The organism is Actinokineospora baliensis, from assembly GCF_016907695.1.
GTDB classification, from domain to species: domain Bacteria; phylum Actinomycetota; class Actinomycetes; order Mycobacteriales; family Pseudonocardiaceae; genus Actinokineospora; species Actinokineospora baliensis.
The window spans coordinates 2,772,943-2,787,796 of sequence record NZ_JAFBCK010000001.1; the positions used below are offsets into that span (position 1 = coordinate 2,772,943).

Consider the following 14,854-nt stretch of genomic DNA (forward strand, 5'->3'; position numbering starts at 1 on the left):
CCCCTGATTTCTGTCGGTGCGACACCCTGTGCTAACTTTTCACCCGTCAGCAGGAGCGATCCTGAGAGCGCCGCTAGCTCAACTGGCAGAGCAGCTGGCTCTTAACCAGCGGGTTCGGGGTTCGAGTCCCTGGCGGCGCACGCAAAGAGAAGGCCCGTCCACAATGGACGGGCCTTCTCCTTTTGTCCCCTGTGGATTTCGGCGTTAACAGTGTGCCAATGCTGATGGCCGCACCGGTGGGCGCTTGCGTGCGGAGCCCTGACCTGCACATATGCGCATCTGGCAATAAAGGGAATGGTTGGGCCTTCCGGACGAACCGGGCAGTGGATCAGTATCGGTGTGGTTGTCCCCGACACCCCTGCAGGAGGCACCAACCATGCCAAGGAAAGCCGTTCTGCCGCTCGCGGCGGGCCTGGCCCTCGTCGGCGCCGTGCTGACGATCCCGACCGCCAACGCGGGTCAGGCGCTCGCGGCGCCCGACATCTCGGTCGCGAACGTGCAGGCACACCTCAACCAGTTCCAGACCATCGCCACCAACAACGGCGGCAACCGGGCGCACGGCCGGCCCGGCTACAAGGCGTCCGTGGACTGGGTGAAGGCCAAGCTCGACGCGGCGGGCTGGACGACGTCGGTGCGGACGTTCACTTCGAGCGGGGCGACCGGCTACAACCTGATCGCGGACTGGCCCGGCGGCGACGCCAACAACGTCCTGATGGCGGGCGCGCACCTCGACAGCGTGAGCGCGGGCCCGGGCATCAACGACAACGGCAGCGGCTCGGCCGGTCTGCTCGAGGTCGCCCTGGCGGTGTCGCGCACGCAGGCCAGGCCGACCAAGCACCTGCGGTTCGGCTGGTGGGGCGCCGAGGAGCTCGGCCTGGTCGGCTCGACCGCCTACGTCAACTCGCTGTCGACGACCGAGCGGGCGAAGATCAAGGGCTACCTGAACTTCGACATGACCGGCTCCCCGAACCCGGCGTACTTCGTCTACTCCTCCAGCGGCCAGCCCACCGGCTCGTCGGCCCTGCAGTCGGCCCTGGAGGAGCACTTCCGCAACATCGGCGTCCCCACCGAAACCACCTCGGTCGGCGGCCGCTCCGACCACGCCGCCTTCGCCCGCTCCGGCATCCCCGTCGGCGGCCTCTTCAGCGGTGCCGAGGGCCGCAAGACCGCCGCCCAAGCCCAGAAGTGGGGCGGCACGGCGAACGCCGCCTACGACCCCTGCTACCACCGCTCCTGCGACCGCACCACCAACATCAACGCCACCTCCCTGGACCGGCACAGCGACGCCATGGCCTACGCCATCTGGAAGCTCGCGGGCATCGCCTAACCCCCATGTGAACCTGGTCGCGGCCTAAACCCCCCGACCCGGACAGGCGGGCCACCCCGGACGGGGGGTGGCCCGCCGTGCCTTCTCCCCAAGACCACGCCCCAAGCCTGGTGGGGCCCGCTGTGGTGCGGGTTCTCCACAGGATGTGCACCACTCGGCCGCGTGGCCGACACAGGGCGCCGGCATTGTGGCGCCATGCCCTACACGTTGTCCCACGCAGCTGCCGTGTTGCCGTTTGTTCGGCGGACACCGCTGGTGGGGTCGGCGTTGGTGGTGGGGTCGATGTCGCCGGATTTGTTGTACTTCGTGGCGCTCGAGCCGGGGGTGGACCAGCGGACGCACACCTGGCTCGGTCTTGTGCTGATCGATTTGCCCGTGGCCCTCGCCGTGCTCGCGGTGTTCCACGCGCTGGTCGCCCCGGCGCTGGTCGCCTTGGCGCCGCGGTGGGTTCGGGAGCGGGTTCATCCCCGACCGCCGCGGCTGGGGGTCGCGGCGGTCGGGTGGATCGTGGTGTCGGTGCTGCTCGGCGGGGTGACGCACCTGGTGTGGGACGCCTTCACGCACCACAACGGGTGGGTGGTGCTGCAGTACCCGAAGTTGTTCCGCGAGTGGCTGTGGGTCGGGATGCCGCGCTACCACTTCCTGCAGCTGTTCAGCAGCGTCGTCGGCGGGGTCGTGCTCATCTGGTGGGCGGTCATGACGCTGCGTCGTCGGGAGCCGAGGGCGGTGGCGCCGCTCTACAGCCCGCCGCGGCGGCCGGGCCTGGTGATCGCCGCTGTGCTGGCGGCGGGCGCCGGATTGGCTGCGGTGCGGGCGGTGACGGTCATGGCCTGGATGGACGACCAGTCGGTGGTCGGGTTCGCCAGGACGCTGGCGGCCGGGGTCGCCCCGAGCGGCGCCCAGGTCGCGGCCGGGACGGCCAGGATCGCGATCTGCGTGGTGACCGGCGCGTTCGTCGCGCTGATGGTGGTGGGCGTGCTCCAACGTGCGAGGCAGCGCACAGCCGGACCAGTGGACTAGACCGCCCAGTCCGTGCTGGACTGTCCACAGAGGTCAACCGGGGCTCGGCGTGGAGCGCTCCCAGGTCCGGCGGAGTGCCCGCGCCCGCTGGCAACGCCGACCCGCGTCGATTAGCGTGCAACTTGCAGATCGACGTCTACGCACGTGGCCGCACGCGCGCACCCCTGAACCGTGATTGCACGCTCCGTGAGTGAAGTTGTCGCTAACGGGTAGTGTCCGCGCAACAACAGGCAGAACTCGTGCACCGTGGTCCTAGGGCTTGGCGTTGGTGATCCTTCGGCCTAGCTTTGTCCCATGGAGCTGGAGCTGCGCCACTTCAAAATCATCGTTGCGGTCGCCGAGGCGGGCAGCATCACCAAGGCCGCGTCCACCCTTGGGCTCGCCCAACCCGCGCTGACCGCACAGCTCCACCGGATCGAGCGCGCGCTCGGTGGACCCCTCTTCGAACGCGACCGCAAGGGCGCCAGACCGACCGCGCTCGGTGAGCTGGTGCTCTCGCGGGCCCGCCTGCTGCTGCCCGCGGTGTCCGGGCTGCGCGAGGAGGCGGCCCGTTTCGCCAACAACGCCGCGCTGCCCGGCGACACCCCGGCCCGGCTGCGGTTGGGCTCGGCGACCGGCCCGGTGCTCGGCGGTCTGGTCCACCAGCTCAACGCCGCCTACCCCGACCTGCACGTCACCACGCACGTGTCCTGGTCGTCGGAGGAGCTGGCGTCGATGGTGGCCGACGGGCGGGTGGACTACACCCTGGTCGGGGTCTGCGGTGACGCGCCGCCGCCGTCGCAACCGGGGTTGATCTGGCGGACGCTGGCCACCGACCCGGTGTTCGTGCTGCTGTCGGACAAGCACCCGCTGGCCAGCCTGCCCGAGGTGGAGCTGTCGGACCTGGCCGGGTCGCAGTGGGGCGCGACCCCCGGCGACGGCTGCTTCGCCGACTGCTTCGCCGCGGCCTGCGCGCGGGCCGGGTTCACCCCGCGCACCCTCTACGAGACCGACGTCAACAGCTGCATCGACCTGGTCGAGTCCGGCGACGCCGTGGTGCTGTGCCAGCCGATGTTCCGCAAGATGCCCGGTGTGGTGCCGGTGCCGATCGCGGGCAACCCGCTGCGCTGGCGCAACCTGATCGGCTGGCACCCCGACGGCTCCGCGGCGGCGTTCTCCGACCAGCTGGTGAAGATGGCCAGCACCGCCTACGCCGACGTCATCGCCCGCAGCGCCCGCTACACCGAGTTCCTGCGCGACCACCCCGGGTTCGGCGTCGAGCGCCCGGAGGCCATCTAGGCCGCATAGCGCGGGTGCTATGGCCAAATCATATGGACCGAAGGTCTGTGATCCGCATTACTGTGCCAGGCACCTGCTGACCGTTTCGTCCGGTTGATCTCCGTCAGCCGGACTCCCCGCGACCGAAGTGCGCTCGGCCGGACCAGCCACCCGGCCCGCTTCGCCGCGCCGGTACGCAGCCATCCCGTACACCTTCCCCTGCACGAGGAGAACGGCATGGCAAGACGCATCACAGCCCTGCTCTCAGCCACCGTGGCGACGGCCGGTGCCGTCGTCGCGGTGTCCTTATCGGCCGAGGCTGCGCCCGCCCCGGCCGCCGCCGACGGAATGCACGCGGCGATGCAGCGCGACCTGGGCCTGTCCGCCAACCAGGCCACCAGCCGCATCGCCAACGAGGACCGGGCCACCAAGGCCGACCGGGCGCTGCGCAAGCAGTTGGCCAACCGGCACGGCGGCTCCTGGTACGACGCGGGCCGGGGCAAGCTCGTCGTCGCGGTCACCGACTCGGGGGCCGCCGCGGCCGCCAGGTCGGCCGGTGCCGACGCGGTCGTCGTCTCGCGCACCGAGGCGCAACTCGACGACCTCAAGGCCAAGTTGGACGCCAACCTGGCGCGCAGCCCGAAGACCGTCCCCGCCTGGTACGTCGACGTCACGAGCAACAAGATCGTGGTCAAGTCGCGCGGCTCGGCCTTGGCCGCGGCCCGTGCGTTCGTGGCGGCCAGCGGTGTCCCCGCCGACGCGGTCGCCGTCGAGGCGTCGGACGAGGCCCCGCGCAAGCTGATCGACGTGGTCGGCGGCAACGCGTACTACATCGGCAGCGGCACCCGCTGCTCGGTCGGCTTCTCGGTCAACGGCGGTTTCATCACCGCGGGCCACTGCGGCCGCACCGGCGCCACCACGACGACCCCGAGCGGCACCTTCGCCGGATCCAGCTTCCCCGGCAACGACTACGCCTTCGTCAGGGTCAACTCCGGCAACACGATGATCGGCGCCGTCAACAACTACTCCGGCGGCCGGGTGGCCGTCGCGGGCAGCACCGAGGCCCCGGTCGGGTCCTCGATCTGCCGGTCCGGCTCCACCACGGGCTGGCACTGCGGCACCATCCAGGCCCGCAACTCCTCGGTCACCTACCCCGAGGGCACCATCACCGGCCTGATCCGCACCAGCGTCTGCGCCGAGCCGGGCGACTCGGGCGGTTCGGCGATCTCGGGCGGCCAAGCCCAGGGTGTCACCTCCGGCGGCTCCGGCAACTGCTCCTCCGGCGGGACGACCTACTTCCAGCCGGTCAACGAGATCCTGCAGGTCTACGGCCTGAGCCTGATCACCAACGGCGGTACTCCGCCGACCACCACCCCGCCGACGACCCCGCCGGGCACCTGCACCGGCACCACCTACACCGGCAGCCTCGCCAGCGGCGGGCAGGCCATCCAGCCCAACAACAGCTACTACCAGACCAGCGCCACCGGCGCGCACCGCGGCTGCCTCAGCGGCCCGTCGGGTTCGGACTACGACCTGTACCTGCAGAAGTGGAACGGCAGCAGCTGGGCGAACGTGGCCAGCGGCACCACACCGTCCAACGCGGAGTCCGTGTCCTACACCGGAACAGCCGGCTACTACCGCTGGCAGATCCACGCCTACAGCGGCTCCGGCAGCTACACCCTGCGCGCCTCCCGGCCATAACCCCACCCGCCGAGCGGCCGACCCCACCCGGGTCGGCCGCTCGCCCATGTCCCCACTCGCAGCGCAGCCCCCACAACCCCACCATCACCGCAACGTCAACCCGCAGGGCAGACCTCGCGCCTTCGGCAGGCCCGCCACCCCTAGGCGGCAGATCCCGCGCTCTTGGGCGGCAAGCCTCGCGCTCCTAGGCGGCGGGCCCCACACCCCCGGACGGCAGCCCCTCGCACGGCAGCCCCTCGCACGGCAGACCCCGCCCGCACGGCAGACCCCGCCCGCACGGCAGACCCCGCCCGCACGGCAGACCCCGCCCGCACGGCAGACCCCGCCCGCACGGCAGACCCCGCCCACCCAGGGGGGGCCACCCACTTCCAGCGTATCGGGTTTCGAGCGCTGTCAAGGGGGCTCGGCCGGAGCTGTGGACAGGTGAGGCCATTGTGGACAACGAGGGGCCAAGAGCCGTCTCGGCCTACTTCGCGTCCGCGTAGCTCTGGGCCACCTGTGCCACGAGCGGGAACAGGACCGCCGTCCCCGGGAAGACCAGTCGGCTGGCCTCTTCCGCCGCGGCTCCGATTTCCGCGACGACGACATCCGCCACCTCGCTCGGGCAGTGGACCAGTACCTCGTCGTGCTGGAAGAACACGATCTGGGCGTTCGGCGCCACCTCGAACAGCCGCCTTCGCAGGGTTGCCAGCATGGTCAGGGCCCAGTCCGCGGCGCTGGCCTGCACCACGAAGTTTCGGGTGAACCGACCCCATTCGCGGGCCGCTTGCCGACCCGCGCGTTCCTCGGTCTCGGTCTCAGCCGCACCGGTCCGCTCCCGCCAGGCCTCGCTGGGTGGGGGACTGGTTCGCCCCAGTCGGGACCGCACGATCCGGCCTTCCTCGCCTGCCCGCGCGGCGTGTTCCACGTAGTCGACCGCGACCGGGAAGCGTTTGCGCAGCACGGCGAGCAGTGGGCCCGCTTCCCCGCTGGTGCCGCCGTACATCGCTGAGAGCATCGCGATCTTGGCTCGGCCGCGGTCCCCGTCGAACGCGTCTGCGGCGAGGCTGGTGTAGAGGTCGTCGGTCGCGGAGACCTCGGCGAAGCGTTGGTCGCCGGACAGTGCGCCGAGCACTCGGGGTTCGAGTTGGGAGGCGTCGGCGACCACGAGTGACCACCCGGGGTCGGCCCGCACCGCGGTCCGCAGCGTCTTCGGCAGTTGCAACGCCGCTCCGCCCCTGGTCGCCCACCGGCCAGAGACGACCCCGCCCACGACGTACTCCGGTCGGAACCGCCCGGCGGTGACCCAGGAGTCCAGCCACGACCAGCCGTGCACGACCCACAACCGCGCTAGCTCCTTGTACTCCAGCAGCGGCGCGACCGCCGGGTGCTCGATCTCGCGCAGAACCCAGGCGCGCGCCGAGGACACCTCGATCCCCTCGCGCGCGAACGCCTTCACGATGCTCGGCGGGTGGTCCGGGTTGATCGGCCGACCCGAGAAGGCCGCGCTGATCCGTTCCGCCAGGGCCGCGAGCTTGGCGGGCCGCACCCCCGGTGCCGTGCGCGGACCCAGCGTCTCGGTCAGCAGTCCGATGTGGACTTCCGGGCGCCACGGCAACCCGTGGTGGGTCATCTCCGCCGCGGCCAACCCGCCTGCCGATTCGGCCGCCGCCAGCAGTCGCAGCCGGTCGGGGTGGGCGGTCGAGGCGAGTCGGCGTTCCTGGTCGGCGAGCACGTCGGCCGCCGCGAGCACCGGGTCGACGCCCGGCGGGGTGGTCCCGCGGTCGGTCTCGAACAGCGCGGGTGGACTGTCGCGCTCCAGCGGCGGTGGGTCGGCGGGTTCGGCCAGTCCGCGCGGCCTGGCCCACGCCGCGGCGAGGTTGCGCGGTTGGCCCGGTCGTTGCTCGAAGGCGAGCAGGATCCCCTCGACCAGGGCCAGGTCGTGGCAGCGGCCCAGCCGGACACCCGCGCGCAGCAGCGCCGGGTACGCCTCGTCGAGTGCGGGCAGCACCCATCGCGGCGCGTGCTCGCGCTCGAGGTCGGCCATCCACGCGGCGAGGTCGGGCACGTCGAAGGGGGCCTGGTCGGGCACGAGCACCCGGCCCGCTCCCTCGGCTCCCGGTACCGCCACGACGCGCACGTTCGGCATTCTGGGGCATGACCCTGACAGTCGCTGGTGGTTGACTCGCCAGTAGGTTCTGCGGCACGGTGTTACCCCTGGGTAACACCTGTTGGGAGGCGTCGGTGAGCGAGTACCTGAGCCGCGTTCGCGAGCTGGCCGCGAAGGTGCCCACCGCGATCCGCAGCGTGGACGTCATGCGCCGGGCCGGTCTGGTGCCGCTGAGCAGGCCCGACCACGTGCTCGGGTCGATGGTCGCGATGCGCAGGCTGGGCCCGATCGCGGGGGCCGCCCGCATCGCCGCCACCCGTGACCGGGCCGCCGTGGGGCTGGTCGACGAGCTGGGACCGCTGACCTTCGCCGAGCTCGACCGCAGGTCCAACGCGCTGGCCAGGGCGTTCGCCGAGCGCGGGGTCACCCCGGACTCGGTGGTGGCGCTGCTGGCCCGCGACCACCGCGGCGCCGTGGAGACCATGCTGGCCGCCTCCAAGCTCGGCGCGCGGCTGCTGCTGATGAACACCGGGTTCGCCCGCCCGCAGCTGGTCGACGTCGCCGAGCGCGAGGGCGTCACGGTGTTCGTCTACGACCAGGAGTTCACCCCGCTGGTCGAGGCGCTGCCCCGGTCGCTGCCCAGCTACCTCGCCTGGGTCGACGACGCGCCCGAGGGGGCGGTGACCCTGGAGGACCTGATCGCCGGGACCGACGACCGCGCGGTGCCGATGCCGCGCCAGCCGGGCGGGATGGTCCTGCTCACCAGCGGCACCACCGGCACGCCGAAGGGCGCGCCCCGCCAGGTGCGGTCCCCGCTGGCCGCCGCCCAGTTCCTCGACCGCATCCCGCTGCGCACCGGTGAGGCGACCGTGCTGGCCGCGCCGCTGTTCCACGCGACCGGGTTCTCGCAGTTCATCATCTCGTTCGCGCTCGGCTCGCGGGTCGTCGTGCGGCGCCGGTTCGACCCAGAGGCCACCCTCGCCGCGATCGCCGACAACCGGGCCACCGCGCTCGTGCTGGTGCCGACGATGCTGCAGCGCATCCTGGACCTGGGCGAGGACGTGCTGGCCCGCTACGACACCGGCAGCCTGCGGATCGTGTTCACCGCCGGGTCCGCCCTGTCGCCGGAACTGGGCAACCGGGCCAGCCGGGTGTTCGGCGACGTGATCCACAACCTCTACGGGTCCACCGAGGTGTCGGTGGCCTCGGTGGCCACCCCGCGGGACTGGCGCGCGGCTCCCGGCACCGTCGGCAAGCCCCCGGTCGGCTGCCAGGTCGTGCTCTACGACGCGGACGGGGCGCCGGTGACCGAGCCCGGTGTCACCGGGCGGGTGTTCGCGGGCAGCGGGCTGGCTTTCGGCGGGTACACCGACGGGCGGCACAAGGAGGTCATCGGTGGCCTGCTGTCCACGGGGGACGTCGGGCACTTCGACGCCGAGGGGCGGTTGTTCATCGACGGCCGCGACGACGACATGATCGTCTCCGGTGGCGAGAACGTGTTCCCCGGCGAGATCGAGAACCTGCTCGTCGCCTTCCCCGGGGTGGTTGAGGCCGCGGTGCTCGGGGTACCCGACGCCGAGTTCGGCCAGCGGCTCAAGGCCTTCGTGGTCTTGGAGCCCGGCGCCGCGGTCACCGAGGAGCGGCTGCGCGAGCACGTGCGGACCAACCTGGCCCGGTTCAAAGTGCCCAGGGAAGTCGTTTTCCTCGACGAGTTGCCGCGCAACGCCACCGGCAAACTGCTGCGCAATCAGCTCGCCTGATATCACGGTCAAATCGAGCGGCACAACCCTCGGCCGTGGGGAAACTGGCCGCGGAATTGCGTGTTCGACCGTCGATCCAGTAGTGATTTGAAGTCTTTCGTTCCCAGATGGCGCCGCTGTTGTGCAATCTTGCACTACCCGGGCGAAAGGGGCGCTGAACTGGGTGTATGCCCACGTCAGCAGGGGCTACTCGCCGGTATTCATCGAATACGATCATGGCGCGACCGGCGTAGTGACACTGCGCTGTTCGGCGCACTTGTGGCAAGTGGCAACTGTTGAGGCGCTTTCGGATCCGGCGTTGCATATCTCTCACGCAAGTGATCCATCGGGGCAAACGAAAGGTCTTCCATGACTTCGAAGCGCGAAGGTCGTCGGGGCCGACTCGCTGTCGGTTTCGCGCTCGTCGGTGCCGCCGCTATCGCCGCGGTCGCCATTACTCCCACCGCCCAGGCGGCCGAGGGGCAGGTCCGGTTCGCCGGGTCCCCGGACGCCATCGCGGACAGCTACATCGTTGTCCTCAAAGACACCAGGGCCGCCATCGGCGCGCAGTCCGCCGCTTTGGCCGATCGCTACGACGCCACGGTCAACCGCCAGTTCGACACCGCGATCACCGGTTTCTCCGCGACGATGTCCGCCGAGCGGGCCGCCGAACTCGCCGCGGACCCGGCCGTCGCCTACGTCCAGGCCAACCAGCGCTTCCACGCGACCGGCACCCAGGAGAACCCGCCGTCGTGGGGCCTGGACCGCATCGACCAGGCCGACCTGCCGCTCGACGACAGCTACACCTACCCGAGCGAGGCGGCCGACGTCACCGCCTACGTCATCGACACCGGGGTCAACGCCGCGCACACCACCTTCGGCGGCCGTGCCTCCGGCGGGTTCGACGCGGTGGACAACGACGACGACCCCGATGACGGCAACGGCCACGGCACGCACGTGGCGGGCACCATCGGCGGAAAGGAGTACGGGGTCGCCAAGGGCGTGAAGATCGTCCCGGTCCGGGTGCTCGACGACAACGGCAGCGGCAGCACCGACGGCGTCGTGGCGGGCATCGAGTGGGTCGCGGAGAACCACAGCGGCGCGTCGGTGGCCAACATGAGCCTCGGCGGTCCGGCCGACTCCGCGCTCGACCAGGCGGTCAAGGGCGCCATCTCGGCCGGGGTCACCTTCGCCGTCGCCGCGGGCAACTCCGGTGACAACGCCAGCGGCTACTCGCCCGCCAGGGTCCAGGAGGCGATCACCGTCGCCGCGTCGGACGACGCCGACAAGCAGGCGCAGTTCTCCAGCCACGGCTCGATCGTCGACATCTACGCGCCCGGCGTGAACATCACCTCGTCGTGGATCGGCAGCACCACCGCCACCAACCGGATCAGCGGCACCTCGATGGCCACCCCGCACGTGACCGGCGCCGCCGCGCTGTACCTGGCGGGCAACCCGTCCGCCAGCCCGGCCGATGTCGCCGCCGCCCTGGTCGAGGCCGCTTCGGCCGACAAGATCTCCAACCCGAGTTCAGGGACCCCGAACAAGTTGCTGCACGTGGGTTCCTGACGTTTCCGCCGATCGCCCGCACCTCGCAGGGGGTGCGGGCGATCGCCCTTTCCGGCTAAGTTAACCCACGGGTAACTTCGCGGTGAGGAGGCACGGCGTGGACTTCGCGCATTCGGCCAGGGCGGCGGACCTGCTGGCGCGGGTGACCGGTTTCGTCCGCGACGAGGTCGAGCCGGTCGAGGCCGAGCACCTCCGCGAGCTCGCCCGGCTGGACAACCCCTGGGTCGTGCTCCCGCTCGTCGAGGAGCTCAAGGCGAAGGCCCGCGCGCAGGGCCTGTGGAACCTCTTTCTGCCCGAGGAATCCGGTCTGTCCACAGTGGAGTACGCGCCGCTGGCCGAGGCGATGGGCCGCTCGTTGCTCGCGCCGGAGGTGTTCAACTGCAACGCCCCCGACACCGGCAACATGGAAGTCCTGCACCGCTACGGCAGCCCCGCCCAGCGGGACCGGTGGCTGCGGCCGCTGCTCGACGGGGCCATCCGCTCCGCGTTCTGCATGACCGAACCGGACGTCGCCTCCTCCGACGCGACCACCATGGCCGCGACCGCGGTCCCCGACGGCGACGAGATCGTCCTCAACGGCACCAAGTGGTTCTCCACCGGCATCGGCCACCCGAACTGCGCCGTGGCGATCTTCATGGGCCGCACCGACCCCGCGGCGCCCCGGCACGCCCAGCACACGATGCTGCTGGTCCCGCTGGACACCCCGGGGGTCGAGGTGCAGCGGATGCTGCCGGTGTTCGGCCGCCACGACGAGCCGCACGGCCACGGCCAGGTCGGCTTCACCGACGTGCGGCTGCCGCTGGACTCGGTCATCGCCGGTGTCGGCCGCGGCTTCGAGATCGCCCAGGGCAGGCTGGGGCCCGGCCGCGTCCACCACTGCATGCGGCTGGTGGGGCTCGCCGAGAAGGCCCTGGAACTGGCCTGCCTGCGCGCCACCGGCCGGGTCGCCTTCGGCAAGCCGCTGGCCGACCTCGGCGGCAACCGCGAACGCATCGCCGACGCCCGCATCGCCATCGACCAGGCCAGGTTGCTCGTGCTCAACGCCGCCTGGAAGCTCGACACGGTGGGCATCGAGGGTGCCCGCTCCGAGGTGTCGCAGATCAAGGTCGCCGTCCCGTCGATGGCCCTGTCGGTCATCGACCTCGCCATCCAGCTGCACGGCGCCGCGGGCATGACCGACGACTTCCCGCTCGCCGCCGCCTACGCCTCCGCCAGGTCACTGCGCCTGGCCGACGGCCCGGACGAGGTGCACCGGGGCGTCGTCGCCCGTGTCGAGCTGGCGAAGTACCGGAGGGAAAGCCGTTGACCCGCGAGAACATCTTCATCACGGGTGCCAGCTCCGGCCTCGGCGCCGAGATGGCGCGGCAGTTCGCGGCCATGGGTCGCACCCTGGTGCTCGCCGCCAGGCGCACCGACCGGTTGGCCGCGCTGCGGCAGGAGCTGCTCACCGCCAACCCCGGCGCCACCGTCCTGGTCAAGGCGCTCGACGTCACCGACCACGACGCGGTGTTCCGGGTGTTCGCCGAGGCGCGGTCGGAGCTGGGCTCGCTCGACCGGGTGGTCGTCAACGCCGGGCTCGGCAAGGGGCAGCCGCTGGGCACCGGCTACTTCCACGCGAACAAGCAGACCGCGGAGACCAACTTCGTCGCCGCGCTCGCTCAATGCGAGGCCGCGATGACCGCGTTCAGGGAGCAGGGCGCCGGGCACCTGGTGGTCGTGTCGTCGATGAGCGCGATGCGGGGGATGCCGCGCAACCTGTCCACCTACGCCGCCAGCAAAGCGGGGGTCGCCGCGCTGGCCGAGGGGATCCGGGCGGACACGCTGCGCACGCCGATCAAGGTGACCACGCTGTTCCCCGGGTACATCCGCTCGGAGATGAACGAGCGGGTCCGTAAGACCCCGCTGCTGGTGGACACCGCGACCGGGGTGCGCGCGATGGTCCGCGCGATCGAACGCGAGGTCGCCACCGCGTGCGTGCCCGCGTGGCCGTGGGCCTTGGTCGGGTTCGCCATGCGGCACCTGCCGCTGCGGGTCGTGGCGAGGCTGTCGTGACCGGGCCGGTGCGCGCCGAGGACGCCTTCGACACCGCCGCCGTGCACACCTGGATCCGCTCCACAATGGACATACCGGATGCCGAGCCGGAAGTCGGGCAATTCCCCGGCGGGGCCTCGAACCTGACGTACCTGCTGAGCTACCCCGATCGCGAACTGGTCCTGCGCCGACCGCCCGCGGGCCGCAAGGCCGCGTCCGCGCACGACATGCGGCGGGAGTTCCGGGTGCAACGCGCCCTCAAGCCGGTTTACCCGTACGTGCCGTCCGTGCTGGCCCTGTGCACCGACCACGGCGTCCTCGGCAGCGACTTCTACCTCATGGAACGCCTCCACGGCACGATCCTGCGCGGTGACCTGCCGCCGGACATGTCCCTGACCCCGCGGCAGGCGACGGAGTTGTCCACCGCGCTGGTGGACCGGCTCGTCGACCTGCACCGGGTCGACCCGGCCGCCGCCGGGCTCACCGACCTGGGCAAGGGCGCGGGCTACGTGGCTCGGCAGGTGCGCGGCTGGACCGAGCGGTTCGCCGCCGCCCGAACCGACAACGTCCCCGACTTCGCCGCCGTCACCACGTGGCTCGCCGCGACCCAACCCGGTGACGTGGCCTCGGTGGTGATCCACAACGACTGGCGCTTCGACAACGCGGTGCTGCGCGGCGGTGCGGTCGTCGGCGTGCTCGACTGGGAGATGGCGACCCTCGGCGACCCGCTGATGGACCTCGGCGGCGCCCTCGCCTACTGGGTGCAGGCCGACGACGAGCCCGAATTCCGGCGCGCCCGCAGACAACCGACCCACCTGCCTGGCATGCTCACCCGCGCCGAGGTGGTCGCCCACTACGTCGAGCGGACCGGTCTCCGCCCGGCCGACTGGGCCTTCTACGAGGTCTTCGGACTGTTCCGACTGGCGGTGATCATGCAGCAGATCTACTACCGCTACCACCACGGGCACACCGGGAACCCGGCATTCCGGGACTTCTGGACGCACATCGGCTACCTCGACCGGCGCTGCCGCGAGGTGATCGCCGCCCCTCGGTGAAGGAGCACCCATGGCCCGGCCGAAGATCGATCCCGTCGTCTGGCGCGCCCCCCGGGCGATTAAGCCGCCGCGCGGCTCGACGCTGCCGCCGCTGACCGTGCTCCCGGTCGCGGGCAAGGGCACCGAGGACGTGCTGGTCGACGCCGAGGGCCGGGTGCTCACCGGCGTCGAGGACGGCCGCATCCTGCGGATCGCCGACGGCGCGGCCGAGGTCGTCGCCGACACCGGCGGCCGCCCGCTCGGCCTGGAGTTCTACCCCGACGGGCGGCTGCTGGTTTGCGACGCCGACCGTGGGCTGCTGCTGGTCGACGGGTCAACCGGCGACGTGGAGGTGCTGATCCCGGCCGGACCGAACCTGCGGGTGTGCAACAACGCCGCGGTGGCCGCCGACGGCACCGTCTACTTCACCAACTCGACCGACCGGTTCGACCTGGAGTTCTGGAAGGCGGACCTGCTGGAGCACTCCGGGACCGGGCGGCTGCTGCGCCGCGACCCGGACGGGTCGGTGCACACGCTGCTGACCGGGCTGCAGTTCGCCAACGGGGTCGCCCTCGCACCGGACGGGTCCAGCGTGGTGGTCGCCGACGTGTGGGAGTACCGGCTGCGCCGGGTGTGGCTCACCGGCGCGCGGCAGGGGCACTCGGACGTGCTCGCCGAGAACCTGCCCGCGTTCCCGGACAACATCTCCACCGGGTCCGACGGCCTGGTCTGGATCGCCATGGCCAGCCCGCGCGACGCGCTGGTCGACCTGCTGCTGCGCACCCCGCCGGTGCTGCGCAAGCTGCTGTGGCGGGTCCCGGAGCGGTTGCAGCCCAAGGAGAAGCGGACCGTGTGGACGCGGGCGCTCGACTTCGCGACCGGTGCCGCGGTGCACGACTTCCACGGCGTGGTCCCCGACTTCCACATGGTCACCGGCGTCCGGGAACACCACGGCCGGGTCTACCTGGGCAGCCTCGAGGAACGCGCCATCGCCTGGTTCGACCTGCCCCGCTGAGCCCGTTCGGGGGCACGGGTTCCCCCACACCGGTGGCAACTCCCACACCTCGCGACCCGCGCGGCACGATCG

At 71.5% G+C, this 14,854-nt stretch carries 11 protein-coding genes and 1 tRNA gene; 11 read left to right on the forward strand and 1 reads right to left on the reverse strand.

The window, feature by feature from the left end; translation table 11 throughout:
* Nucleotides 1-67: 67 nt before the first annotated feature.
* The 5 genes from JOD54_RS13275 (at nucleotide 68) to JOD54_RS13295 (ending at nucleotide 5,305) form a co-directional block, all read left to right on the forward strand.
* Nucleotides 68-140: transfer RNA gene (locus tag JOD54_RS13275), tRNA-Lys, on the forward strand.
* Nucleotides 141-376: 236 nt separating this feature from the next.
* On the forward strand, nucleotides 377-1,327 hold the full coding sequence (locus JOD54_RS13280) for a M28 family metallopeptidase (RefSeq protein ID WP_204450825.1): 951 nt from the start codon (nucleotides 377-379) through the stop codon (nucleotides 1,325-1,327).
* Nucleotides 1,328-1,522: 195 nt separating this feature from the next.
* Nucleotides 1,523-2,347, forward strand: a complete 825-nt coding sequence (locus JOD54_RS13285; RefSeq protein ID WP_204450826.1) for a DUF4184 family protein — start codon at nucleotides 1,523-1,525, stop codon at nucleotides 2,345-2,347.
* A 294-nt stretch (nucleotides 2,348-2,641) separates the two neighbouring features.
* Entirely contained in the window at nucleotides 2,642-3,625 is a 984-nt protein-coding gene (locus tag JOD54_RS13290; protein ID WP_204450827.1) for a LysR family transcriptional regulator, read from the forward strand.
* 216 nt (nucleotides 3,626-3,841) lie between these two features.
* Nucleotides 3,842-5,305 (forward strand): S1 family peptidase, encoded by a 1,464-nt coding sequence (locus tag JOD54_RS13295; RefSeq protein ID WP_204450828.1) that lies wholly within the window; start codon nucleotides 3,842-3,844, stop codon nucleotides 5,303-5,305.
* Between the two features lie 466 nt (nucleotides 5,306-5,771).
* Here JOD54_RS13295 and JOD54_RS13300 read toward each other — a convergent pair whose 3' ends face one another.
* Nucleotides 5,772-7,424: a bifunctional 3'-5' exonuclease/DNA polymerase gene (locus tag JOD54_RS13300; protein ID WP_372440311.1), complete on the reverse strand. Its 1,653-nt coding sequence runs from the start codon at nucleotides 7,422-7,424 to the stop codon at nucleotides 5,772-5,774.
* Between the two features lie 176 nt (nucleotides 7,425-7,600).
* On the opposite strand from JOD54_RS13300, the gene JOD54_RS13305 reads away from it, so the two are divergent.
* From JOD54_RS13305 to JOD54_RS13330, 6 genes are all read left to right on the forward strand, one after another.
* Entirely contained in the window at nucleotides 7,601-9,154 is a 1,554-nt protein-coding gene (locus tag JOD54_RS13305) for an acyl-CoA synthetase (protein WP_239574483.1), read from the forward strand.
* A gap of 348 nt (nucleotides 9,155-9,502) precedes the next feature.
* Nucleotides 9,503-10,702, forward strand: coding sequence for a S8 family peptidase (locus JOD54_RS13310; RefSeq protein WP_204450830.1), 1,200 nt, complete (start codon nucleotides 9,503-9,505; stop codon nucleotides 10,700-10,702).
* A 97-nt stretch (nucleotides 10,703-10,799) separates the two neighbouring features.
* Nucleotides 10,800-12,008 (forward strand): acyl-CoA dehydrogenase family protein, encoded by a 1,209-nt coding sequence (locus JOD54_RS13315; protein ID WP_204450831.1) that lies wholly within the window; start codon nucleotides 10,800-10,802, stop codon nucleotides 12,006-12,008.
* Entirely contained in the window at nucleotides 12,005-12,754 is a 750-nt protein-coding gene (locus JOD54_RS13320; protein WP_204450832.1) for an SDR family oxidoreductase, read from the forward strand. The genes JOD54_RS13315 and JOD54_RS13320 overlap by 4 nt, the downstream gene beginning before the upstream one ends.
* On the forward strand, nucleotides 12,751-13,788 hold the full coding sequence (locus tag JOD54_RS13325; protein WP_307859990.1) for a phosphotransferase family protein: 1,038 nt from the start codon (nucleotides 12,751-12,753) through the stop codon (nucleotides 13,786-13,788). Before JOD54_RS13320 ends, JOD54_RS13325 begins: the two co-directional genes overlap by 4 nt.
* A 10-nt stretch (nucleotides 13,789-13,798) precedes the next feature.
* On the forward strand, nucleotides 13,799-14,782 hold the full coding sequence (locus JOD54_RS13330) for an SMP-30/gluconolactonase/LRE family protein (protein WP_204450833.1): 984 nt from the start codon (nucleotides 13,799-13,801) through the stop codon (nucleotides 14,780-14,782).
* Nucleotides 14,783-14,854: the final 72 nt, after the last annotated feature.